This is a genomic window from Bradyrhizobium sp. CCBAU 45384 (assembly GCF_028128665.1).
Classification (GTDB): domain Bacteria; phylum Pseudomonadota; class Alphaproteobacteria; order Rhizobiales; family Xanthobacteraceae; genus Bradyrhizobium; species Bradyrhizobium manausense.
On sequence record NZ_LBIZ01000101.1, the window covers coordinates 22,176 to 45,337 of the forward strand.

21 protein-coding genes are annotated in these 23,162 nt (G+C 65.3%); 13 read left to right on the forward strand and 8 right to left on the reverse strand.

Going from position 1 to position 23,162, the window contains the following annotated elements:
• Positions 1-165: 165 nt before the first annotated feature.
• Complete coding sequence (locus XH80_RS12500) at positions 166-1,236, reverse strand: zinc-binding metallopeptidase family protein (RefSeq protein ID WP_271598853.1); 1,071 nt, start codon at positions 1,234-1,236, stop codon at positions 166-168.
• Between the two features lie 214 nt (positions 1,237-1,450).
• Between XH80_RS12500 and XH80_RS12505 the strand changes: the two genes are divergently transcribed.
• The 3 genes from XH80_RS12505 (at position 1,451) to XH80_RS12515 (ending at position 5,861) form a co-directional block, all read left to right on the forward strand.
• Complete coding sequence (locus XH80_RS12505) at positions 1,451-3,928, forward strand: hybrid sensor histidine kinase/response regulator (protein WP_271598854.1); 2,478 nt, start codon at positions 1,451-1,453, stop codon at positions 3,926-3,928.
• 198 nt (positions 3,929-4,126) lie between these two features.
• Complete coding sequence (locus tag XH80_RS12510; RefSeq protein WP_271598855.1) at positions 4,127-4,567, forward strand: EamA family transporter; 441 nt, start codon at positions 4,127-4,129, stop codon at positions 4,565-4,567.
• A gap of 43 nt (positions 4,568-4,610) precedes the next feature.
• Positions 4,611-5,861, forward strand: a complete 1,251-nt coding sequence (locus XH80_RS12515) for an arsenic transporter (protein ID WP_271598941.1) — start codon at positions 4,611-4,613, stop codon at positions 5,859-5,861.
• Positions 5,862-5,869: 8 nt separating this feature from the next.
• On the opposite strand, the gene XH80_RS12520 is transcribed toward XH80_RS12515, so the two are convergent.
• Both XH80_RS12520 and XH80_RS12525 read right to left on the reverse strand, forming a co-directional pair.
• Positions 5,870-7,234: an MFS transporter gene (locus XH80_RS12520; protein ID WP_333932676.1), complete on the reverse strand. Its 1,365-nt coding sequence runs from the start codon at positions 7,232-7,234 to the stop codon at positions 5,870-5,872.
• A gap of 24 nt (positions 7,235-7,258) precedes the next feature.
• Entirely contained in the window at positions 7,259-8,023 is a 765-nt protein-coding gene (locus XH80_RS12525) for a GntR family transcriptional regulator (protein ID WP_271598857.1), read from the reverse strand.
• A 178-nt stretch (positions 8,024-8,201) separates the two neighbouring features.
• On the opposite strand from XH80_RS12525, the gene XH80_RS12530 reads away from it, so the two are divergent.
• From XH80_RS12530 to XH80_RS12550, 5 genes are all read left to right on the forward strand, one after another.
• The gene (locus XH80_RS12530) at positions 8,202-9,401 is read left to right on the forward strand and encodes a mandelate racemase/muconate lactonizing enzyme family protein (RefSeq protein ID WP_271598858.1); all 1,200 of its coding nucleotides are present in this window, start codon (positions 8,202-8,204) and stop codon (positions 9,399-9,401) included.
• A gap of 11 nt (positions 9,402-9,412) precedes the next feature.
• Positions 9,413-10,180 (forward strand): SDR family oxidoreductase, encoded by a 768-nt coding sequence (locus XH80_RS12535; RefSeq protein ID WP_271598859.1) that lies wholly within the window; start codon positions 9,413-9,415, stop codon positions 10,178-10,180.
• Between the two features lie 21 nt (positions 10,181-10,201).
• Positions 10,202-11,233: an L-idonate 5-dehydrogenase gene (locus XH80_RS12540; protein ID WP_271598860.1), complete on the forward strand. Its 1,032-nt coding sequence runs from the start codon at positions 10,202-10,204 to the stop codon at positions 11,231-11,233.
• 171 nt (positions 11,234-11,404) lie between these two features.
• Positions 11,405-12,790 carry a sensor histidine kinase gene (locus XH80_RS12545; RefSeq protein ID WP_271598861.1) on the forward strand — a complete coding sequence of 462 codons (1,386 nt, stop codon included), beginning with the start codon at positions 11,405-11,407 and terminating at the stop codon, positions 12,788-12,790.
• A complete protein-coding gene (locus XH80_RS12550) occupies positions 12,787-13,440 on the forward strand; it encodes a response regulator (protein ID WP_220005258.1) in 654 nt (217 codons plus the stop codon). Before XH80_RS12545 ends, XH80_RS12550 begins: the two co-directional genes overlap by 4 nt.
• 5 nt (positions 13,441-13,445) lie before the next feature.
• Here the strand turns inward: XH80_RS12550 and XH80_RS12555 are convergent, their stop codons facing one another.
• Positions 13,446-14,429 (reverse strand): VOC family protein, encoded by a 984-nt coding sequence (locus XH80_RS12555; RefSeq protein WP_271598862.1) that lies wholly within the window; start codon positions 14,427-14,429, stop codon positions 13,446-13,448.
• A gap of 142 nt (positions 14,430-14,571) precedes the next feature.
• On the opposite strand from XH80_RS12555, the gene XH80_RS12560 reads away from it, so the two are divergent.
• The 4 genes from XH80_RS12560 (at position 14,572) to XH80_RS12575 (ending at position 19,054) form a co-directional block, all read left to right on the forward strand.
• Positions 14,572-15,363 (forward strand): DNA-binding transcriptional regulator, encoded by a 792-nt coding sequence (locus XH80_RS12560; protein WP_271598863.1) that lies wholly within the window; start codon positions 14,572-14,574, stop codon positions 15,361-15,363.
• 73 nt (positions 15,364-15,436) lie between these two features.
• Positions 15,437-16,933: a bifunctional 3-(3-hydroxy-phenyl)propionate/3-hydroxycinnamic acid hydroxylase MhpA gene (gene mhpA / locus XH80_RS12565; protein ID WP_271598864.1), complete on the forward strand. Its 1,497-nt coding sequence runs from the start codon at positions 15,437-15,439 to the stop codon at positions 16,931-16,933.
• Between the two features lie 18 nt (positions 16,934-16,951).
• Entirely contained in the window at positions 16,952-17,803 is an 852-nt protein-coding gene (locus XH80_RS12570; RefSeq protein WP_271598865.1) for a fumarylacetoacetate hydrolase family protein, read from the forward strand.
• Positions 17,804-17,845: 42 nt separating this feature from the next.
• The gene (locus XH80_RS12575; protein ID WP_271598866.1) at positions 17,846-19,054 is read left to right on the forward strand and encodes an ABC transporter substrate-binding protein; all 1,209 of its coding nucleotides are present in this window, start codon (positions 17,846-17,848) and stop codon (positions 19,052-19,054) included.
• Positions 19,055-19,057: 3 nt separating this feature from the next.
• Here the strand turns inward: XH80_RS12575 and XH80_RS12580 are convergent, their stop codons facing one another.
• The 3 genes from XH80_RS12580 to XH80_RS12590 form a co-directional block, all read right to left on the reverse strand.
• The gene (locus XH80_RS12580) at positions 19,058-19,900 is read right to left on the reverse strand and encodes a hypothetical protein (protein WP_271598867.1); all 843 of its coding nucleotides are present in this window, start codon (positions 19,898-19,900) and stop codon (positions 19,058-19,060) included.
• Positions 19,901-20,097: 197 nt separating this feature from the next.
• A complete protein-coding gene (locus tag XH80_RS12585) occupies positions 20,098-20,589 on the reverse strand; it encodes an SRPBCC family protein (RefSeq protein ID WP_271598868.1) in 492 nt (163 codons plus the stop codon).
• Complete coding sequence (locus XH80_RS12590; protein ID WP_271598869.1) at positions 20,589-20,996, reverse strand: ArsR/SmtB family transcription factor; 408 nt, start codon at positions 20,994-20,996, stop codon at positions 20,589-20,591. The genes XH80_RS12585 and XH80_RS12590 overlap by 1 nt, the downstream gene beginning before the upstream one ends.
• A 169-nt stretch (positions 20,997-21,165) precedes the next feature.
• Here XH80_RS12590 and XH80_RS12595 point away from each other — a divergent pair, with 169 nt between their 5' ends.
• Positions 21,166-22,350, forward strand: a complete 1,185-nt coding sequence (locus XH80_RS12595; protein ID WP_442869142.1) for a serine hydrolase — start codon at positions 21,166-21,168, stop codon at positions 22,348-22,350.
• Positions 22,351-22,359: 9 nt separating this feature from the next.
• On the opposite strand, the gene XH80_RS12600 is transcribed toward XH80_RS12595, so the two are convergent.
• Positions 22,360-23,064, reverse strand: coding sequence for an SDR family oxidoreductase (locus XH80_RS12600; protein ID WP_271598870.1), 705 nt, complete (start codon positions 23,062-23,064; stop codon positions 22,360-22,362).
• Between the last annotated feature and the right edge of the window lie 98 nt (positions 23,065-23,162).

Here is a 23,162-nt window from a genome sequence, read left to right on the forward strand (position 1 = left end):
TGAGCTTCGTCCCCTGGGCGGGACCCTGCCCCACGCCTTGGCGGGCCGGTGGGACGGGGCCGTATCCTGTCGTGGTACAGCAAAATGGGCCGGAGGCAACGGGCAAAATCCGGCCCGCTCTGGCGTACCAGCGCAAGACCGGTGTGGGCCTGAGGCCTTGACGCCCTATGGCTTTCCGCCCTTGGCCACGTTCCGGACCAGGCTGTGGATGAAGCCGAGTTTGGCGACCACGGCCGGCGACAGGATGAAGGGATAGAGGTCGCGCAGGCCCATGGCGCGGTTGACGCTGTTCATGGCAAAGGTGAAGGGCAGCCATGCATCGACGATCGCCTGAATGTCCCGCGCCTCATAAGGGTTGAAGCGGATCCGCGTCGACAGCTCCCCATCGCGGTCGACCTTCGGGCGCACCTCCAGGCCGAACTCGCCGGCCATTTCCAGCGTATCGACGATGTGGAGGTAATGCGCCCAGGTCTCGGCGAAATCTTCCCAGGGATGCGTCGTCGCATAGGACGAGACGAAATTCTGCTGCCAGTCCGGCGGCGCGCCTTGGGCATAATGCCGCTGCAGGGCCTCACCGTAATCGGCGGAATCGTCGCCGAATACGGCGCGGCATTCGTCCAGTCTGCCGCCCTCGCGCACCAGTACGTCCCAGAAATAGTGCCCGACCTCGTGGCGGAAATGCCCGAGCAGCGTACGGTAAGGCTCGCCCATCTCCAGCCTGCGCCGCTCGCGCTCGATGGTATCGGTCTCGGTGAGCGCGATCGTGATCAAACCGTTGTCATGACCGGTCATGATCCTTTGCCCGGTGTGGGGATCGTCGGCGAGGAAATTGAAGGTCAGGCCGTGCTCGGGATTGTCCTGTCGGGTCTGGAGCGGCAGCCTCCAGCGGATCAGCGAATAGAACAGCCGGTGCTTTGCCACCTCCAACTCGCGCCAGCCGGCGAGCTGCGCGGGGTCGGAGAGATCGGGCACGATGCCGTTGTGACGGCAGGCGCGGCAATAGCCCGTGGTATCGCCGGCATCGGTCAGCCAGTTGCAGGCGTCGTAATCGGCATTGCGGCAGAGCATCCGGCGTTCGCCCTTGTCCGCAAGCGTCTTCCAACCCTCCCCATCGGGCTCGATCGCCGACATCGTCTCCTTTTCCGGCAGGAAGGCGACCCGGTGGCCACAGCGTCCGCAGGCGCGGTTCTCGAAATAGAGAACGTTGCCGCAATCCTGGCAAACAAAGAGCTTCAAGATCGAGCCTCTTGGGAAGGTGTGTCTTACTGATGTCAACTATGGCGCCACGCAGATACGCGCGCAGGCCGCTCATCGTTCCTTCTTTAGGAACAAATAGCCAGCCCCCACGTTCATTCACATCACCGGATGCGGTGCGGTGGGCGTTTCCTCAAGCTATTCCCTTTTGAGCAATGGCTATCACGCCGTGTCTATGTGAATATCGGTCCGGCACGTGCGCCCCCGCATCACAACGGCCGATACCTTGAACGATCCTTTGCCCGAGACCATCGCCGCCGAACGGCTGCGCCAGCACCTCGAAGAAATCGCGCGCGAGCGGGACGAGGCCTATCGCGCGCTGCAGGAGCGCGAGGCCGACCTCGCGCGCATTCAGCGCATCGGCATGGTCGGCGGGGTCGAGGTCGACTTCCGCGAGGGCTTCAAGAACCGCCGCTCGCCGGAATATTTGATGATCCACGGGCTGCCCCCCGACGCCGTCGACGAGACGCATGAGGCTTGGGTCAACCGCATCCATCCCGACGACCGCGATGCCACCGTGAAGCATTTTTTCGATGCGCTGGCCGCGACCGGCGAGGACTACGCGGCCGAATATCGCATCATCCGCCCCAGCGACGGTCAGACTCGCTGGATCCGTGTCGTCGCCAAGATCGAGCGCGACCGCGACGGCCGCGCCATCCGCCTGGTTGGCGCCCATATCGACATCACCGACCAGGCTCTGGCGCGCGAGACGTTGCGCGAGAGCGAAGAGCGTTTCCGGCTGATCGCCGACAGCGCGCCGGTGCCGATCTGGGTGACGAAGCTCGACCGCACCCGCTCCTTCGCCAACCAGGCCTATGTCGACTTCCTCGGCCTGCCCTACGAGCAGGCCATCGCCTTCGACTGGCGCAAGGTGCTGCACCCTGACGACCTGCCGCATGTGTTGCAGCAATCGGTCCAGGGCGAAGCCTCGCTCAAACCGTTCGTGCTGGAGGCGCGCTACAAGAACGCATCAGGCGAATGGCGCTGGCTGCGCTCGGAATCGCAGCCGCGCTGGGACCCGACCGGCAAGCATATCGGATTCATCGGCGTCGCCCACGACATCACCGCCGCCAAGCAGGCCGAGATCGAGCTGCGGAAGCTCAACGAGACGCTGGAAGAGCGCATCGTCGAGCGCACCGCCGAGCTCGAATCCAACGAGGCCCGGCTGCGCGCCATCCTGGAGACCAGCAACCAGTATCAGGGGCTGGTCAACCTGAAGGGCGAGCTGCTCTACGCCAACAAGACCGCGCTCGACGGTATCAAGGCGAGTTCTGCTGGGGTCATCGGCAAGCCGTTCTGGGACACGCCCTGGTTCACCGGTACGGAACGCATGAGCGCAACCGTGCGCGAGGCCTTCGACACCGTGCTGAAGGGCGAAGCCGTGCGGCTTGAGATGCGGCTGCGTCTGCCCATCGGCGAGCGCGATTTCGAGTTCAGCATCCGCCCCGTGCTCGACCGCCATGGCAACATCACCGGCGCGGTGCCTGAAGCCGTCGACGTCACCGAGCGCCGCCGCGGCGAGGAAGCGCTGCGGCAGTCGCAGAAGATGGAGGCGATCGGGCAGCTCACCGGCGGCGTCGCGCACGATTTCAACAACCTGCTCACCATCATCCGCTCGGCGACCGACTTCCTGCGCCGGCGCGAGCTGCCGGAGGAGCGCCGCCGCCGCTATGTCGACGCCATCTCCGACACCGTCGAGCGCGCCTCGAAATTGACCGCGCAGCTGCTGGCCTTCGCGCGCCGGCAACCGCTGAAGCCGCAGATCTTCAATGTCGGCAGCCAGGTCGAGGGCGTGGCGCAGCTGGTCCGGCCGCTGGTCGGTGGCCGCATCGAGATTGTCGTCGAGATCGACGATGCCGATTGCTTCACCGTCGCCGACATCGCGCAGTTCGAGACCGCCCTGATCAACCTCGCCATCAATGCCCGCGACGCCATGAACGATGAAGGCCGGCTCACCATTTCAGTGCGCAAGGTCCAGGGCATTCCGAACCTGCGCGCGCAGTCCGCGCGCAGCGGCGACTATGTCGCGATCTCGATCGCGGACACCGGAAGCGGCATCGCGCCCGAGAACATCGACGCCATTTTCGAACCCTTCTTCACCACCAAGGAGGTCGGCAAGGGCACCGGGCTCGGCCTCAGCCAGGCCTTTGGATTTGCAAAACAGTCCGAGGGCGACATCGCCGTGACGAGCACACCGGGCCAGGGCGCGACCTTCACCATCTATCTGCCGCAGGCGCAGAGCCCCAGCGCCGAGAGGGAAGCGTCCTCGCTGACCACTGAGGGCGCCACCACCGGCCGGGGCTATCGCGTGCTCGTGGTCGAGGACAATGACGATGTCGGCCAGTTCTCGACGGAGCTCTTGGAGGACCTCGGCTACGTCACCCGCCGCGTCGCCAACGCCAACGCCGCGCTCGCCATCCTTGGCGAGAACGAGTTCGCGGTTGATCTCGTCTTTTCCGACGTGATCATGCCCGGCATGAACGGCGTCGAGCTCGCCGGCATCATCCGCGAGCGCTATCCGGGCCTGCCCGTCGTGCTCACCTCCGGCTACAGCAACGTGCTCGCGGAAAATGCTCACCGCGGCTTTGAATTGATCCAGAAGCCGTATTCGGTGGAATCGCTCTCGCGCATCCTGCGCAAGGCGATCATGGAGAAACTGTCGGTGGCGAGGTGAGTGCGAGCCACACGCTCCGCTGTCGTCCCGGCGAAGGCCGGGACCCATAACCACGAAAAGGTGTTTTGCGGAAGATTGCCAATAACCATCTCGTGTCAAACCCGTCCCTGGGGTATGGGTCCCGGCCTTCGCCGGGACGACGGCAGAGTGCTAGGATGCACCTGCCTGCATCATGTCGAACCGAGCGATACGTCCCTCATGAAACCCGCCCTCTTCTCCGCCTGGCAAACCTGGGCGCTGCTCTCCGCCTGCTTCGCCGCGCTGACCGCGATCTTCGCCAAGGTCGGCGTCGAGACCATCAACCCTGATCTCGCCACCTTCATTCGCACCATCGTGGTGCTGCTGGCCTTCTCGGTACTGCTGTTCTTCACCGGCCAGTTCACGGTGCCGTCTGCGGTCTCGCCGAAAACCTGGCTGTTCCTGGTGCTGTCGGGGCTTGCGACCGGCGCGTCGTGGCTGTGCTATTTCCGTGCCCTGAAGCTCGGGCCGGCGACGCTGGTGGCGCCGATCGACAAGCTCAGCGTCGTGCTGGTGGCGCTGTTCGCCTTCGTCTTTCTCGGCGAGCGGCCGAGCGCGCAGGGCTGGACCGGGATCACCATGATCGGTGCCGGGGCGGTGCTGCTCGCCGTGAAATTCTGACGCTTCCAAATTCATTCCACGCCAAGGACTGTCCGTGCCGACCCTGCCGTCTGACGCCATCTGGGCCTGGAGCATCATCGTCGCCGCGACTGCCGGCGTCATCATCCGCCCTTTCCACCTGCCCGAGGCGGTCTGGGCCGTGCTCGGCGCCGGCGCGCTGGTGCTGCTCGGCTTCCTGCCGTGGCAGGATGCGCTTGTCGGCATCGAGAAAGGCATCGACGTCTATCTCTTCCTGATCGGCATGATGCTGATCGCCGAGCTGGCGCGGCTCGAGGGCCTGTTCGACTATCTCGCCGCGGTTGCGGTGGAATATGCCGGCGGATCGCCGCAACGGCTGTTCCTGCTGATCTACATCGTCGGCACTGTCGTCACCGTGCTGCTCTCCAACGACGCCACCGCGATCGTGCTGACGCCGGCCGTCTACGCCGCGACGCGTGCGGCCGGCGCAAAACCGCTGCCTTATCTCTTCGTCTGTGCCTTCATCGCCAATGCCGCGAGCTTCGTGCTGCCGATCTCCAATCCCGCCAATCTCGTCGTGTTCGGCGCGCGCATGCCGCAGCTCAGCGAATGGCTGCGCCTGTTCGCCCTGCCCTCGGCGGCGTCGATCCTGCTGACCTATATCGTGTTGCGCCTGACCCAGCATCACGCGTTGAAGGAGGAAACGATCGCAAGCAGCGTGCCGCATCCAATACTCGGCCGTGGCGGCAAGCTCACGGCTGTCGGCATCATCGCTGTCGGAATCGTGCTGGTCACGGCGTCCGCACTCGACAAGCAGCTCGGGCTGCCGACTTTCGTCTGCGGCGTGGTGACGTCGGCCGTCGTGCTGCTGATCAGCCGCCAATCGCCGCTGCCGGTGCTGAGAGGCGTATCCTGGAGCGTGCTTCCGCTGGTCGGCGGTCTCTTCGTGATGGTGGAGGCGCTGATCAAGACCGGCGTCATCGGCCAGCTCAGCGCGCTGCTGCATGAGGCGGTGGCGCAATCGGTCCCGAAGGCGGCCTGGAGCGTCGGCATCGCAACCGCGATCGCCACCAACATCGCCAACAATCTGCCGGTCGGGCTCGTCGCAGGCTCGGTCGCTGCCAGCGATCACCTGCCCACGTCCGTCGTCAGCTCCATCCTGATCGGTGTCGATCTCGGGCCCAATCTGTCGGTCACGGGATCGCTTGCCACCATCCTGTGGCTGGTGGCGTTGCGGCGGGAGAAGATCGAGGTCGGCGCCTGGCCCTTCCTCAAGCTCGGCGTGCTGGTGACGCCGCCGGCCCTGATCGCGGCACTGGCTGCCGCGATCAGGTAGCTTCTCTCCTAGTCGTTCTCGTAGCCGTAGACCTCTGGCAGGATGAAGATTGCCGCAAGCAATCCGATCAGCGGGAAGATCGCGACGAACAGCGTCGCGCTGGCCTGCCCGATCGCCGCGAACAGCGACGGGAACAGGAAGATCGCCAGGAACGACGGCAGCTTCACGAACATGTAGGCGAAGCCGCTCGCGGTGCCGCGGTACTTCGGCTTGGCGACCATGGTCGGGATCGTCATGCAGTTCGACGCGTCCCAATAATGCCCCCAGAGCATGGCGGCGGCCGCGAACGGCAGCAGCATCTTGTTGTCGGTGTAGAGCGCGAAGGCCGCGACCAGCAGCGAGGCCAACACGATGGAAAAGCCCGCAATGGCGATGCCGCGATGGCCGATCTTCGGCGTCAGCAGCGGGCCGACCCAGCCCGACAGCGCGGCGAAGCAGAACAGGCCCATCGTCACCAGATTGTTGCCGAGCACGCTGGAGACGCCGACCATCACGAACAGCACCGGCAGGTAGAAGGCGAAGGTCGAGAATTCGCTGCCTTGCGCGAAGCAGGCGATCCAGCCGTAGACGGTGGCGCGCCAGCGGATCGGATCCTTCTTGAGGTCGGCGAGGAATGCCCGGGTCGAAACCTTCGGCACCTCGACGTCCTGGTCCGGCAGCATGGCGAGATCGTCGTTGAACATCTCGCGCGCGACCCGCTTGGCCTCGCGGTAGCGTCCCTTCTGCACCAGCCACACCGCCGTCTCCGGCACGTCGTGGCGCATCACCAGGATGATCAGCGCCGGCACCGCGCCGAGGCCGAGCGTCACGCGCCACAGCATCTCGTGCTGCATGTCGATCAAGAGGAAGATCACGATGACGCCGATGGTCAGCACCTCGCCGACGGCGAACATGAACTGCCAGCGGTTGCCCATCACCTCGCGCTCACCCTTGGCCATGGATTCCATGATGTAGGTGTAACCGGTCGAGATGTCGGAGCCGAGCGGAACGCCGAGCAGGAAGCGGATCACGACCAGCCAGCCGACGCTGGGCACGAAGGCCTGCGCCAGGGCCAGCACGATGAACATCACCATGGTGATCAGGAACATGACGCGGCGGCCGATCTTGTCGGACAGCCAGCCGCCGAGCAGCGCGCCGATCAGCGCGCCGCCCTGCGTGCCCGCGGCGGCAAGGCCGAGCATCAAGGGATCCGGATTGTACTGCTCCTTGATGAAGATCAGCACGAAGGCGATCGAATAGAGATCCCAGGCCTCGACCAGGATCGAGGCCATCATCAGCCAGCCGACCTTGTTGCCCTTGGGGCTGTAATTGGTGATGAGGTAGCGGACCGCGGTTTCGCTCGCGGTCGGTTGTGGCATGGCCATTGTCTGCATGTTTGGTCCTCTCTTCAAAACTCTCTACGCGCCGAGCAGCGGCTCGATACTGCAATCGAGCAGGCGTGGATCGATCCCCGCCTCCATCCCTGAGAACATCTCGCCCATGTAGTCGATCAAGGCGTCGCTCGCCTTCACGGCATCCTCGACGCGGCGGTTCGCAACTGCGTTGAGAATACCGAGATGATGATCGATCGTTCCTGACAGATCGGTCTGTCCCGGCATGAAGCGATGATGGATGTAGCCGATGCGGCGATAGAGCGTGTGCAGCGGCCGCAGCGTATGCACCAGGAACGGCTCGCCGGCAGCTTCCAGCACCAGCGCATCGATGCGCCGGTCGAGGCTGTTGAACTCGTCCAGGGTCAAGGTGGCGCGGCGTTCACGCAGCAGGCGTTCGATGTGCAGCGCCTGATTGCGGTGCGAGAGACTGGCGCGATCGGCCGCGAGGCGGATGACAAACCGCTCCATGTCGCGGCGCAGGTCCAGCAGCATGCGCTCGCGCGCGAGGTCGATCGGCGCGATGTGCAGCCCGTGGCGCGGGCGGATGATGATGAGCGTGTCGGCGGACAGACGATTGACGGCGTGATGCACCGGCGTGCGGCCGAAGCCCGTGATCTGCTGCAATTCCAGCATGGTCATGAACTGGCCGGGCTTGAGCTCGCAATGAACCAGCAGCTCTTCAATCCGCTGATAGGCCAGCTCGAAGAAGTTGAGACGATTGCGCCGGGAGGGCCTGCCCCCGCCGTCCTCTGGTCTCACCACCTCGAGCGCGCGCTTGCGCCGTGCCATCGCATGTCCTCCCGACCGCCTGCGCTCTCGCTGCAGGGCGGCGCCTTAATTTGTGGCACCCTTAAAACATGTTGTGATATATTACAAGCGACGGTAAGACTTTCGCCGACGCCGCAATATGTTGCGGTGCGAAATGAAAACACGATGGCGCGAGGCGCCTTTGACGGGAGGACTTGCCGTGAAGATCACGTCGATCGAGACGCTGCGCACCGAGGAATTCTCCAACGTCATCTGGGTGCGCGTTCACACCGATAGCGGCGTGATCGGTCTCGGCGAGACCTTCTATGGCGCGGGCGCAGTCGAAGCGCAGATTCACGATACTTTTGCCGGCCGCCTGCTCGGCCGCAATCCCCTGCACATCGAGGCGATCCATCGCGACATGCTGAACCTGCCGATGGCGCAGTCCTCGACCGGCGTCGAATATCGTGCAGCCTCGGCGATCGACATCGCGCTGTGGGACCTGTTCGGCAAGGTCTGCAGCCAGCCGGTGCACCAGATGCTCGGCGGCCTCTGCCGCGACAAGCAGCGCATCTACAACACCTGCGCCGGCACGCAATATGTCCGCTCCACCAATATCAGCCCGGTCTCGAACTGGAACCTCGGTGCCTCCAAGGGACCCTACGAAGATCTCGACGGCTTCATGAACCGCGCCGATGCGCTGGCCGAGAGCCTGCTGGAAAGCGGCATCTCCGCCATGAAGATCTGGCCGTTCGATCCGGCGGCGCAGGAGAACAAGGGGCTCTACATCACTGCCGCGCAGATGAAGCAGGCGATCGAGCCGTTCGAGAAGATCCGTAAAGCGGTCGGCGACAAGATGGAGATCATGGTCGAGCTCCACTCGCTGTGGAATCTGCCGACCGCAAAACAGATCGCCCGCGCGCTCGAGCCCTACAAGCCGACGTGGTACGAAGACCCGATCCGCATGAACTCGCCGCAGGCGCTCGCTGAATACGCCCGCGCGACCGATGTCTGGGTCTGCGCCAGCGAGACGCTGGGCTCGCGCTTCCCCTACAAGGACATGCTCGACCGCGACGCCATGCATGTGGTGATGGCGGATTTGTGCTGGACCGGCGGCCTCACCGAAGGTCGCAAGATCGCCGCGATGGCCGAGACCTATCACCGGCCTTTTGCTCCTCATGACTGCATCGGCCCGATCGGCTTCATCGCCGCCATCCACATGTCCTTCAGCCAGCCCAACACGCTGATCCAGGAATCCGTGCGCGCCTTCTACAAGGGCTGGTACAATGAGCTCGTGACCACGATGCCCGTGATCAAGGACGGCTACGTCTTCCCGATGGAAGGCCCCGGCCTTGGCGTCGACCTTCTGCCCGCCGTCTTTGAGCGCTCCGATCTGATCGTGCGCCGCTCCAACGCCTGAGGATTATTAAGATGAGCACCGCCCTGTTCGACCTTTCCGGCCGCACCGCCCTCGTGACCGGCTCCTCCCGCGGGCTTGGCCGCGCCATCGCCGAAGGCATGGCCAAGGCCGGCGCGAAAATCATCATCAACGGTGTCGACCCGAAGCGTGTCGAGCAGGCCGTCGCCGAGTTTCGCGCCGCCGGCCATCAGGCCGAAGGCGCGGCCTTCAACGTCACCGACGAGCCCGCGATCATTGCAGCGTTCGAGCGCTTCGACCGCGAAGGACTCGCGGTCGACATTCTCGTCAACAATGCCGGGATCCAGCACCGCAAGCCGCTGGCGGAATTCACCACCGACGAATGGCGCAAGGTGATCGAGACCGATCTCACCAGCGCCTTCGTGATCGGCCGCGAGGCCGGCAAGCGCATGATCCCGCGCAAGCGCGGCAAGATCATCAATATTGGCTCGCTCGGCAGCGAGCTGGCGCGCCCGACGATTGCGCCCTACACTGCGGCCAAGGGCGGCATCAAGAACCTGACCCGCTCGATGGCGGTGGAATGGGCCCAGCACGGCATCCAGGCCAATGCGATCGGCCCCGGCTACATGCTCACCGACATGAACGAGGCGCTGGTCAATAATCCCGATTTCAACAATTGGCTGATGGGCCGCATCCCCTCCAAGCGCTGGGGAAAGCCGGACGAGCTGGTGGGCGCGGCGATCTTCCTCGCCTCGGATGCCTCCACTTACGTCAACGGCCAGATCATCTATGTCGATGGCGGCATGATCGCCGCGATGTAGTCGCGAACAAGGAAACAGCACATGCGCGCCGTCGTCATTCACGCCCCGAAGGATCTGCGGATCGATACCTATCCGGATCCTGCGCCCGGCCCGGGCGAGGTCCGTGTCAAGATCGCCAATGGCGGCATCTGCGGCTCCGACCTGCACTACTACCATCACGGCGGCTTCGGCGTGGTGCGCATCCAGCAGCCGATGGCGCTGGGGCATGAGATCGCCGGCGTGGTCGCGGCGGTCGGTGACGGCGTCACCGGCGTGAAGGCTGGCACCCGCGTCGCGGTCAATCCGAGCAAGCCGTGTGGCCAGTGCCTGCATTGCCAGGAGGGCATGCGCAACCAGTGCCTCGACATGCGCTTTCTCGGCAGCGCGATGCGCTTTCCCCATGTCCAGGGTGGTTTCCGCGAGTTCATCACGGTCGATGCGACGCAGGCAGTCCCCATCTCCGACAAGCTGTCGCTGGCGGAAGCCGCGGTGGCCGAGCCGCTCGCGGTTTGCCTGCACGCCGGCAAGCAGGCCGGCCCCCTGCTCGGCAAGCGCGTGCTGATCACCGGCTGCGGCCCGATCGGCGCGCTGATGATCTTGGTGTCGCGCTTCGGTGGCGCCTCCGAGATCGTGGTCACCGATGTCGCCGACGCTCCACTGGCCGTCGCGAAAAAGCTCGGCGCCACGCACGCCCTCAACGTCGCGACCAATGCGGAAGCGCTCGATCCCTGGCGCGCCGGCAAGGGCGTGTTCGACACGCTGTTCGAAGCATCAGGCAATCAGGCCGCGCTGCGCACCGCGCTCGACGTGCTCCGCCCCGGCGCCACACTGGTCCAGCTCGGCCTCGGCGGCGAGATGACGCTGCCGATCAATTCCATCGTCGCCAAGGAATTGCAGCTTCGCGGCACCTTCCGCTTCGATCCCGAGTTCGAGCTGGCGGTGCGACTGATGGGCGAGGGCCTGATCGACGTCAGGCCGCTGATCACCGCCACCATGCCGTTCGAGAACGCGGTCGCGGCGTTCGAGCTCGCCAGCGACCGCTCGCAATCGATGAAGGTGCAGCTGACGTTCTGAGGGCAGGCCGGCTTCAGGGCTGCGCCAGCGAAGCATCGCAGCAGTGGCTTTCCCGGCCGTTACCGGGAAAATTTCACGACGTTGCACCGCGGCAAGAGTGGCGCTTTGCGCAGGCAGGGTTCTGCCGGATAATGCGCAGGCGACAATTCCGTTCGCATCAGGTGCGCGCCGATGTGGAACCGTCCGAGATTCGATCTCAAGGTCCGCCTGACCTTGCGCGTGGCCGCCATATCGGCCGCCTGCTTCGCCGCGATATCGGCCTATTTCCTGATCACGGCGGACCGCGCCGCACATGCGCGCATCGACGCCATTGCCGCCATCGTCGCAAAGACGCTGGAGCTGCAACAAGGCAAGGTGCTCTGGACCGCGAACCCGCGCCCGGACTTTCCCAACCTCGATCCCGTTTCGGCCTATGTGATGACGCCCGGCCTGTGCCTCGCCTTCCGGGGGCCGAACGGCGAAATCATCCAGCGCTTCTGCAGCGGCGCGCCCGTCACGGCCGACCCGCCGCCGCAGATTTTTACGGCGTTCTACCATGGCCTGTTCGACCCCGGCCGCGAGGCGGCACGGCCAGTGATGCTGCGTGGAAGCAGGCTGGGCGAGGCGGTGGTCTCGGTCGACCCCGCGGTGCAGACGGCCGATGCCTGGCACGAGGCTGGCCGCCTGATGTTGGCGCTTGCAATCGCCCTGCCGCTGTTGTGCGTGCTGGTCTATGCCGCGCTGGCACGCGCGCTGCGCCCTACCCGCTTGATCAGCACCGGCCTCGAGCGGATTGCCGCCGGCGACCTCACAACGCGGCTGCCGCCATTCGACCTCGCGGAGCTCTCGGCGGTGCGCGACGTCTTCAACCATCTCGCCGAAAGCCTCGACACCGCGCTCGCCGAGCGCGCCGAACTGACACGAAAGCTGATCGCGCTCCAGGACGAGGAACGGCGCCACCTCGCCCGCGAGCTGCACGACGAGTTCGGCCAGTCTCTCGCCGCGATCCGCGCCCTCGCCTCCTCCGCCCGCCAGACCGCCGCGCAGGACTGCCCCTCCTTGCTCGGCGAATGCGACGGCATCGCGCGGACCGCATCGGGTATGATGGAGACGCTGCGCGGCGCGCTGTTCCGGCTGCGACCGCCGGATGTCGAGGAGCTCGGCCTCGTCGCCAGTCTCGAAGGCCTCGTTGCAGGCTGGAACGGACGCAGCCGCGGCGAGACGCGCTTTGCCATTCGCTTCGACGGCACGTTCGAGACGCTACCGGCCTCGATCAGCGCCAATCTCTACCGCATCGTGCAGGAAGCGCTCACCAACGCCGCCAAGCACGCCGGCGCCACCAAGGTGAATCTCGAGCTGACCATGCATGAAGGCGAGATCGCGCTTGCCATCGACGATGACGGACGCTCGACCGATCCTGTCGCGAAATCAGGCATGGGTCTGCTCGGCATGCGCGAGCGTGTCGCGGCGCTGCGCGGCCGGCTGAGCTTTGAAGCCGGCCCGCAAGGCGGCTCCGCGCTGCGCGTCGTCATTCCGCTCGCATCAGCGGGGCCGCAGGCGCTGGAGCACGCGGCATGACCGCGACGATCCTGCTGGTCGACGACCATTCGGTGGTCCGCGAAGGCTATCGCTCGGTGCTGCAGAAGCAGCCGGGACTTCGCGTCATTGCCGAGGCCGGCGATGGCGCGGAGGCTTATCGCCTGTTCAAATCAGAAGCGCCCGACCTCGTCATCATGGATCTCAGCATGCCCGGCATTGGCGGCGTCGAGGCCGTCAGGCGGATCAGGCAATGGGACAAGGCGGCAAAAATCCTCGTCTTCACCATGCATGAGAATGCCGGGTTTGCGGTGCAGGCGATCCGCGCCGGCGCACGGGGTTACGTCACCAAGACCAGCCCGCCGGAGACGCTGGTGCGTGCGGTGATGGACGTGCTCGCCGGCAAGATCGCGATCAGCCCCGATATCGACCACGAGCTGGCGCTGAGCCGGCTCGGCGGCGAAAGCTCCGCCGCCGATGTCCTCACGCCGCGGGAGTTCGAGGTCCTGCGGCTGCTGCTCGCCGAGAACACGACGGAGCAGATCGCCGAGACGCTCCACGTCAGTCCGAAAACGGTCGCCAATTTGCATTCGCTGATCAAGGACAAGCTCGGCGTCGGCTCCGACATCGAGCTGGTCCGATTGGCGCTGCGCCAGGGCATACTCACGGAGCCCGATCTCGGCGCGGCCTGAGCCGATCATTCACGCGCGACCACCTGATCCAGCCAGGCGCAGTTCAGCGGCGGCACGCGCGGATCGGGAACGCGCACACCGCGCGCGGCCGCATCCATCCGCATGTCGCGCAGGCGCTTGCGCTGCTCATCCGGCATGTTGAGCCGCTCGTGGCCCCAGAGGGACGGACCGTCGAAGGTCTCGTGCGGCTGCCAGGTCTGGGGATCGATGACACGCCCGCCCCAGCCATATTCGATGAAGAAGCCGGACGGCGTGTTCACATAGAACGAGGTCATGTGGTCGTTGGTGTGACGGCCCAACGTATAGGCGATGCGGCCATCGTCCATCTGCGCGAGGTCGTAGCCCTGCCCGACATCATCGAGGCTGCCGAGCTCGACCATGAAGTGATGCATCGCCTTGCGTCCCGAGCCAACCATCGCAAAGGAATGGTGGCGGCCATTGACGTGGAAGAAATAGAGGCCATAGGGCTTCAACCCGAAATCGGAGACATGGAAGCCGAGCACGTCTCGATAGAACGGCAGCAACGGCTCCACATGCTCGACATTGAGCACCACGTGTCCCATGCCGAGCGCGCCGGTGCGGAAGCCCGAGATGGGGCGGCCCGGCTTGAACGGCTCGCTCGCAAGCTCGGGCTTGCAGAACGCTTCCAGCCTGTTGCCGGCCGGATCGGCGAACGTGATGAGCTCGGCGACATGCCGCTCGTCAGCCAGCGCGCGCGAGCCGCGCGTGACCTTGACGCCATGGCTTTCCAGCCGGCCGGCGAGCTGGTCGAGCTCCGCGGTCGAGGCAACCTCCCAGCCCATCACCGCAAGGCCGGCGTCGCTGCTGCCGTCGACGATCAGGCGCTGCTTGCGGTCGTCCATGCGGAAGGCGCGCATCTTGCCGCCGCGATCGACCTGCTGCATGCCGAGCAGGCTAGTTGCCATCTGGCCCCACTGATCGAGCTGCGACGAATTGATGCCGATATAGCCGAGCGCGGTGATTTCCATCGAATTCCTCCCGAGAGCACCGCCTTCGCCGCAGTGCGGCGATCTTGATACCGGCCGCGCGCGATCCTACGGTGGCGCAATCGCTTCGCGTTCGCAAAGACGATAATCGCGTCGCGATCTGCCACAAGGGAGAAAACACGAAGTGTCCAAGGAGCGGACGCGGACCGGCCAACCGCGGCAGTCGGAAGGCGTCCGCGCCTTCAAGCGCGGTCTGGACGTGCTGCAGGAGGTCAACCGCTCCGGCGGCATCCGCGCTGGCGATGTCGCCCGCGCGCTCGACCTGCCCCGCCCGACCGTCTACCGCCTGCTCGAAACGCTGGAGGAACTCGGCTATGTCGCCCGCAGCGCCAGCGACGACCGCTTTCGCGTCACCCGGCTCGCCCTCAGCCTTGGCGACGGCTACGACCCCGGCGTGGTGATCTGCCAGGCGGCGGCGCCTTATTTGGCCGAGCTCAGCAAAACCCTGGTCTGGCCGGTCGATCTCTCCACTTACGAGAACGCCGCGATGGTGGTGCAGGAGACCACGCATTCCCGCAGCCCGCTCTCGATCGACCGCGGCATGATCGGCAAGCGCCTGCCGATGCTGCGGACCTCCGCAGGCCGGGCCTATTTGGCCGCCTGCCCGGCGCGCGAGCGCGACCTCATCATCAGCCATCTCCGCCGCATCGACGAAGCCGACGACCGCCCCTTCCTCGACCAGGGCCGCCTCGACCAGATGATCGCGGAGACGCAGGGGCGAGGCTACGCGATCCGCAGCGAGGGCGAATACAATCCGAAGACGGCATCGATCGCCGTCCCCATCGTGCGGAACGACGCGGTCTACGGTTGCATCTCCATCATCTGGATCCGCTCGGCGCTGGGGATCGAGGAAGCGGTGAAGCAATTTGCGGCGCAGCTTCAGGAGACGGCGCGGGCCATTCCGGTCGAGGTCTAGGGCCCGTCCGCAGAGCGGACACTTGGCGCGACGACGTTGATGCTGCGGCGCGGCTTGGGGAAGAGATAGCCCCATGCAAGATAAATCAACCCTCGAAGAATTCGATGTTGTCATCGTCGGCCGAGGCCCGGTCGGCGCGACGCTGGCCAACCTGCTCGGCCTCTGCGGTATCAGCACGTTGGTGCTGGAGCGCGAGGCGCGGACCTATCATCTGCCGCGCGCGGTGCATTTCGATGACGAATGCATGCGCGTGTTCCAGACCATTGGCCTCGCCGACGCCATCCTGCCGCACCTCATCCTCAGCCCCGGCATGCTGTTTCTCGATGCCCAGGGCAAGATGCTGCTGGACTGGTCGCGGCCGCAGACGCTGACGCCGATGGGCTGGAATCTCAGCTACCGCTTCCACCAGCCTGACCTGGAGGACGTGCTGATCTCAGGCCTCGCGCGCTGGCCGCATGTCAGCTTGCGGAGCCGCTGCGATGTGTTCGCACTCGATCAGGACGAGACTGGCGTGCGGGTCCGCTTTGAGGACCTCTCCAACGGCAAGCTCCGCGAGGTGCGCACCGGTTACGTCATCGGCTGCGACGGCGCGCGATCTCTGGTGCGCCGCTTCATCGGCTCCGGCATGGACGATCTCGGCTTTCACGAGCGCTGGCTGGTGATCGATGCGCTGCTCAAGCGCCCCCGCGATGATCTCGGCGACTACAGCCTGCAGCATTGCGATCCCAGGCGGCCGGCGACCTATGTCCGCGGCACCGGGTCGCGGCGGCGTTGGGAGATCACGGTTCTCCCGGACGAGGATTCGAACGACGTCGCGCAGCCCGCCAAGGTCTGGGAGCTGCTGTCGCGCTGGATCACGCCTGACGATGTCGAACTTGAGCGCGCCGCGGTCTACACCTTTCATTCCGTGATCGCGCAGCAATGGCGGAACGGCCGGCTACTGCTTGCGGGCGATTCCGCGCACCAGACCCCGCCCTTCCTCGGCCAGGGCATGTGCGCCGGCATCCGCGATGCCGCCAATCTTGCGTGGAAGCTGGCGAGCGTTATCAACGGCGGCGCCGATGCCAGGCTGCTCGACACCTATCAGAGCGAGCGCCAGCCGCATGTCCGCGAGTTCATCGAGCTCGCCATCCGCCTCGGCGGCGTCATCAACACCAAGGCGATCGAAGCCGGCCTCGCCGCCGGGCAAGCGCGCAAGAATGCGCCAGTCAAACTTGAAGTCAAAAAGCCCCTGCTCGGCCCCGGGCTCGCGCTTGGCGATCTGCCGCTCGCCGGACATCTCGCCCCGCAGTTCACGCTGAAGGACGGCAGCCGCAGCGACGACCGGATTGGTTACAGCCACCTGCTGCTTGTCGAAAGCGCGGCGCGCTTTGCTCGTTCACCGCCAGGGATCAACATCCTCGCCAGCGACGATGCCGACGGCATCGGCCCTTGGCTGCGCGAGCACGGCATCGTCGCCGCGCTGGTTCGTCCCGACCGCTACATCCGCGGCGCCGCGCGCAACGATGCCGAGCTCGACCGGCTTGTCGCCACCGTTGCGCCTTCAACCCAAGTGCCGTCCGCGGCCTGACCCTACGCAGGATACCTCATGAAGCTGCTCTCTTTCATCGCCGACGGCCGCGCCTCCTTCGGAGCCGTCAAGGACAACGGCGTCGTCGATCTCGGCACGCGCATGGCAGGATGCACCACCCTGCGCCAGTTGCTCGAAACTGGCCGTATCGCAGAAGCCGCAAAGCTGGTTGCGTCCACCGCGCTGGATCATCCGCTCGACGCGATCAGCTTCGCGCCCGTCATCCCCGATCCCGGCAAGATTATTTGCGTCGGCCTCAACTATCGCGACCACGTCGCCGAAACCGGGCGCACCGTCACCGAGAAGCCGGCGCTGTTCGTCCGTTTCCCCTGCAGCCAGGTCGGCCATCTCCAACCGATCGTGAAGCCGAAAGTGAGCGACGATTTCGACTATGAGGGTGAGCTCGCACTCGTCATCGGCAAGCAGGGCCGCCACATCCCCGCGAGCGGTGCGCTCGACCACATCGCCGGCTATGCCTGCTATAACGAGGGCAGCATTCGCGATTGGCAGCGCCACACCAGCCAGTTCCTCTCCGGCAAGACCTTTGCCGAGAGCGGCAGCTTCGGCCCCTGGCTGGTGACGACGGACGAGATTCCCGATCCGTCGAAGCTCACGCTGCAGACACGCCTCAACGGCACCGTGGTGCAGGACACGACGACGGATCTGCTGATCACCGCCATCCCCGAGCTGATCGCCTATATCTCGACGATCTGCCCGCTCGCCCCCGGCGACGTCATCGTGACAGGCACGCCCGGCGGCGTCGGCGCCAAGCGCACGCCGCCTTTGTGGATGCGCCCCGGCGACACCGTCGAGGTCGAGATCTCCGGCATCGGAATCTTGCGCAACAAGGTCGTCGCCGAGGCGGCCTGACCCCTTGCAGCCGATCCATCAACGATAAAATCAGGAAACGCCATGGCCACCATCCGCACCCCCTCCACTGCCATCCTGCTGATCACATTGGCACTGGCGGGCACTGCCCGCGCCGAGATCAAAAGCGACGCCGTCCGCATCGGCGTCCTCACCGACATGAACGGCATCTTCGCGACCGCGATGGGCCCCGGCTCGGTCGAGGCGGCGCGGATGGCGGCAGAAGAGTTCGGCGGCAAGATCAACGGCAAGCCGATCGAGATCTTGCAGGCCGATCACCAGAACAAGCCGGATCTTGCGGCCTCGCTGGCGCGCAAATGGTTCAGCGACGGGGTGCAGGCGATCGCCGATGGCGGCAGCTCCGGCGCGGCACTCGCGGTGCAGGAGCTGGTGCGCGGCAACGGAAAGATCTTCCTGATCTCCGGCGCCGGCGCCAACCAGCTCACCGATGAGGCCTGCGCGCCCTCGAGCGTGCAGTGGACCCAGGACGCCTATTCAACCGCAACCGCTGTCGTCTCCGGCGTCATGCAGACCAGCAAGGAGCCGTGGTTCTTCATCACCGGCGACTATGCCTTCGGCCACTCCATCGAGGCGACCGCGCGCGACCGGATCGCCGCACTCGGCGGCAAGGTGGCCGGCAGCGTCAAGGCCCAGCTCGGCACGCCCGACTACTCGTCGTTCCTGCTCCAGGCGCAGTCCTCGGGCGCCAAGATCCTGGCGATCAATGTCGCGGGCGACAATGCCACCGCGATCAAGCAAGCGGAGGAGTTCGGCCTTGCAGATCAGGGCATCAAGATCGTGCCGATGTCGTTCCAGAACGTCGATATCGAGGCGGTCGGCCTCAAGGCGACGCGCGGCGATCTCATCGTCACCTCGTTCTTCGAGGACGTCTCACCGGCCGCGCGAAAGTTCTCCGATGCGTTCTATGCCCGCCGCAAGGCGATGCCCTCACAGATCCAGGCCGGCGTCTATTCCGCCGTGCGCCACTATCTGCAAGCCGTGAAGGATACGGATTCCGACGACAGCGCGACCGTGATGGCAAAGATGAAGGCGACGCCCGTGTCGGACGCCTATACGACGAACGGGCGCATCCGCGAGGACCAGCGCATGGTGCACGATCTCTATCTGGTGCAGGTCAAGACGCCAGCGGAATCCAAGGGCCCGTGGGACTTCGTCAAGCTGGTCGCGACCATTCCGCCCGACCAGGCTTTTCGCCCGCTCGACCGCAGCAAGTGCAGCCTGGTCGGGAAATAACCCTCAGGCGAGATACCGCGTGAGATAGCTTTCCATGGCATAGAGCGCGCAGAGCGCGAGGCTCGACCATACGGCGGCGCTGAAATACAGGAACATCCAGGTCAGCTCGCCCTTCCAATGCGCGATGTCGTGAGTCACCACCCAGCGCGTCGCAACGTCATGCAGGCCTTCGAGGAGGCCCAGGAATCTTCCGCCCTCGGCGTGCCCTGCCCGCCAGCGGCTGAGATACATGGGAACGTCGACGGTGAGGAGGAAGGCGAGGAAGCAGGCGATGCCGACGATGCCCGCGATCAGCGCCCAGCGCACCACGCCCTGGAATTCCGGCGTCAGGCGGCACAGCGCGATGCCGGCGAGGAAGAAAGTCACCGCCCACAGCGAGTTCTCGATCGCGTTGAAGAGGAAATTGGTCGTCACCACCGCGTACCAGGAGAAGCACTCCGCGATGATGATAACAGGCACGATCACCAGCGCGATGTTCACCGCGGTGTCGGCGCCCGTCATCCGGCCGAGCTGATGCAGGATGATCGCCCACTGCGCGGCGAAGCAGACTTCGGCCACGGTCGCGACCGTGCGGCCGACAAACACGCTCGACAGCCAGGTGTCGAACAGGCAGATGCGCTGCACGTCGGCGCGCGGCAATACCGAGCGAAAGGCACAGCCGAACACATAGGCCGCGCAGAGCAGGAACATCAGCCCGATATCCGAGCCGCCGCCGACGCTGCCGGCGACGTTCGGATAGAACTCGCGATACAGCATGAACCAGACGAGAATATTCGCGGCGCTGACCAGCGTCAGGGACCCCCACCACCACGCCAGGGGATTTGACCGTGCCTGCCACCGCAACATGAACCGCTCCGTCGTAGTCATCTTGACATCCAACGGTAGCAATCCTGTCATAAATCCTTCGTTCCCGGCGACAAAAATCTGAGTGACGCCACTGTCATAATTGGCCTGGGCGCGCTGTCATAATCGCAAAGGCGCCTGCGCTTCCAGGTCTATTCCGGGGACGCCACTTCGAGGGCGCCCCCGAATCCCGTCGGCATCTATTTCTTCAGCCCGCCGACATAGGCCGCCAGCTTGTCCAGCGTCTGGTAGCCGTATTCGACGGCGCCGAAGCCGATCATGCCGTCGCGCTGTTCGGTGCTCGCGGCCAGCTGCCGCATCATCAGCACGGTCTTGCCGTTGGCCTGCTCGGCAAAGGTGATGGTGAAGCGGAACATGCCGGGATCATCGTCCTGGTCGTCGCCGTGGTGCATCTCCAGGAGGGACGGCCGCTCGATGCGGAGGAAGCGCATCCGGTTCGGATAGACGGTGCCGTCGGGGCCGATCATGTTGAAGCGCCAGACGCCGCCGACCCGCACGTCAATCTCGAAGGTCTCGATGCTGAAGCCCTTCGGCCCGAACCATTGCGGCAGATGTTTCGGGTCGGACCACGCCTCGAACACCAGATCGCGCGGCGCGTCGATCACGCGCGACATCACGATCTCTCGGTCGAGCGACCATTGCGACAGGGCAGCGTTGGCAGAATACGACATTACTCAGCACCTTTCCGTTTGCTTGGCTTGTTGGTTGTCTTCTCTGTTGTCTTGGCCGGCCGCTTGGCGGCCGCCCTCTCCCTCTTGAGCTTCATCACATAGGCCTCGAAGCGGTCGAGCCGCGACTCCCAGATCGCGCGCTGGTGCTGGAACCAGTCTTCCGCACCGACCAGCGCCTCGGGACTGAGGCGGCAGGTGCGCACGCGGCCGGACTTCTCCGACTGCACGAGGCCGCTCAGCTCCAGCACGTGGATGTGCTTCATGAAGCTCGGCAGCGCCATGTCGAACGGCTCGGCGAGTTCGCCGACCGAGGCCTCGCCGGCGCAAAGCCGCATCACGATCGCGCGCCGCGTCGGATCGGCGAGCGCCGCGAAGACCTGGTCGAGCCGGGTTAATTGGTTAGCCATGAAGCTAACTATAACCGCATCGCGAGCGGGCGTCAATGATTGTTAGCTCAAAAGCTAAGTATTTACTGTAGCCCGAAGCGGAACCTGCACGCGCAATCGTGAATTGGGATGCGCAGCCCTCCCCGCTAGAACAACATTCGGGGGCGCACCGCATGATCAGACCGAGCACGTGCCGCCTGCTGCCATCTCCCCTTACATCACCCGGCGATCTCTCGCCCGCGCCGCGCTGGTTCCCCTGGCGGTCGCGCTGGCGAGGCCGCGCCGTGCCTTGGCGGATTCCGACATGATCGCCCAGATTCGCGACATCGTCGCTGCCGAGCTCGCGCCCACCGCGACGCCGGATCACCCGGGCGGCCTCACCGCCGCGCTCTATGCCGGCCGCCATGTCGAATTCTTCAGCTACGGCCTTGCCGACGCCGCCACCAGGCGGCCCGTGACGCCGGACACGCAGTTCAACCTCGCCTCGTTGCGAAAGCCGTTCGAGGCCGCGCTGGTGGCAGCAGGCACGCTGCGCGGCGAGCTCAGGCTCGACGATCCCGTGCCGAAATATCTGCCGGAACTCAGCGGTGACTATATCCGCAACGTCACAGTCGGCGAGCTCGCCACGCACACGTCAGGACTGCTGCTGCCGACCGATCACCCGCCCTGGCCCAACGAGTCCTATTCGCAGGAGCAGTTCATCGCGATGCTCAACGCCTTCGCGCCGCCCGCGGGCGTCGCGCCGGGCAAGCAGCGCATCTACAGCCACGCCGGCTACGTCCTGCTTCAGCTCGTGCTCGAGCGCTGCTATCGCACGCCGATCGCCGGACTGATCGAAAGCCGCGTGCTCAAGCCGCTCGGCATGCACGCAACATCCGTTCCCGAACGAGGACCGGACAACTGCGCGGTCATGGATGAGGCCATAATGCGGCGCGTCGTGCAGGGCTATTCCGACCAGGGCAGCGCGATCGGCCCGATCGGAGGCCAGCAGAGTTATTTCGGCTTCCCCGGCACGGGCCAGATGTTCTCGTCCGCGCGCGATCTCGCGACATTCGTCGCGGCCTGTGTCGACGGCCGCAGCATCGACCCGCGTCTGCGGGAGGCTTTGCGCATGACACAGCGCGAAGCCTTCCACGTCGACCAGAGATACGAGCAGGCGACCTTCGGCCAGGCCATGGCCTGGGAGACCGTCCACCTGCCCGGCGTCACCATCGTCGACAAGCCGGGCGGCCTCAACAACGCATCGGGCTATATCGGCCTCGTGCCGGCGCACCGGATCGGCATCGTGCTGCTCGCCAATCGCGGCGACTATCCGCACGAGATCGCCCGCTACAAGATCCTGCCTGCGCTGGCGAGACTGGTGGCGCACGCCTGAGCTCCTGCCTCAGACCGAGCGGGTCAGCCCGCCGTCGACGCGGATGTTCTGGCCGGTGATGTAGGCCGCGCCCTCTGACGCCAGGAACGAGACGGTCGCCGCGATCTCCTCGACCTTGCCGTAACGCTTCAGCGGCACGCTGTCGCGACGCGAATCCGTCTGCGGCAGGCTGTCGATCCAGCCCGGCAGCACGTTGTTCATGCGGATATTGTCAGCCGCATGGGTGTCGGTGAAGATCTTCGTGAAAGCGGCAAGACCCGCGCGGAACACGGCTGAGGTCGGAAACATCGCGCTCGGCTCGAACGCCCAGGCGGTCGAGATATTGATGATGGCGCCGCCCTTCTGCGCCTGCATCACCGGCGTCACCAGCCTGACAGGACGGATCACGTTGAGCAGATAGGTGTCGAGACCGATGTGCCACTGCTCGTCGGTGATCTCCGTGATGGCGGCGCGCGGGCCGTGGCCGGCGCTGTTGACCAGCACGTCGATGCGTCCCCACTTCGCCAGCGCCCCATCGACGAGCCGCTTCAGATCGTCATTCGACTTATTCGAGCCGGTCACACCAAGCCCGCCGAGCTCGGCTGCGAGTGCCTCGCCCTTGCCGGAGGACGACAGGATCGCGACGTGAAAACCGTCGGCGGCAAGCCGCCGCGCGGCTCCTGCTCCCATGCCGCTGCCGCCTGCGGTGACGAGCGCGACCTTCTCTGCTCCCATGACTGATCATCCCTGTGATAACGTAGAGGCGAACCCAAATTCAGGCTGCTATGGCTCAGCCTATCGTCTGGCCTTCTACAGCCAGACTTGCCCGCAAG

Coding starts and splice junctions, on each gene's coding strand:
- XH80_RS12510 (WP_271598855.1), top strand. CDS start 4,127: ATGAAACCCGCCCTCTTCTCCGCCTGGCAAACCTGGGCGCTGCTCTCC.
- XH80_RS12580 (WP_271598867.1), bottom strand. CDS start 19,900: ATGTTGCGGTGGCAGGCACGGTCAAATCCCCTGGCGTGGTGGTGGGGG.
- XH80_RS12575 (WP_271598866.1), top strand. CDS start 17,846: ATGGCCACCATCCGCACCCCCTCCACTGCCATCCTGCTGATCACATTG.
- XH80_RS12590 (WP_271598869.1), bottom strand. CDS start 20,996: ATGGCTAACCAATTAACCCGGCTCGACCAGGTCTTCGCGGCGCTCGCC.
- XH80_RS12550 (WP_220005258.1), top strand. CDS start 12,787: ATGACCGCGACGATCCTGCTGGTCGACGACCATTCGGTGGTCCGCGAA.
- XH80_RS12520 (WP_333932676.1), bottom strand. CDS start 7,234: ATGCAGACAATGGCCATGCCACAACCGACCGCGAGCGAAACCGCGGTC.
- XH80_RS12555 (WP_271598862.1), bottom strand. CDS start 14,429: ATGGAAATCACCGCGCTCGGCTATATCGGCATCAATTCGTCGCAGCTC.
- XH80_RS12540 (WP_271598860.1), top strand. CDS start 10,202: ATGCGCGCCGTCGTCATTCACGCCCCGAAGGATCTGCGGATCGATACC.
- XH80_RS12570 (WP_271598865.1), top strand. CDS start 16,952: ATGAAGCTGCTCTCTTTCATCGCCGACGGCCGCGCCTCCTTCGGAGCC.
- XH80_RS12545 (WP_271598861.1), top strand. CDS start 11,405: ATGTGGAACCGTCCGAGATTCGATCTCAAGGTCCGCCTGACCTTGCGC.
- XH80_RS12535 (WP_271598859.1), top strand. CDS start 9,413: ATGAGCACCGCCCTGTTCGACCTTTCCGGCCGCACCGCCCTCGTGACC.
- XH80_RS12585 (WP_271598868.1), bottom strand. CDS start 20,589: ATGTCGTATTCTGCCAACGCTGCCCTGTCGCAATGGTCGCTCGACCGA.
- XH80_RS12525 (WP_271598857.1), bottom strand. CDS start 8,023: ATGGCACGGCGCAAGCGCGCGCTCGAGGTGGTGAGACCAGAGGACGGC.
- XH80_RS12600 (WP_271598870.1), bottom strand. CDS start 23,064: ATGGGAGCAGAGAAGGTCGCGCTCGTCACCGCAGGCGGCAGCGGCATG.
- mhpA (WP_271598864.1), top strand. CDS start 15,437: ATGCAAGATAAATCAACCCTCGAAGAATTCGATGTTGTCATCGTCGGC.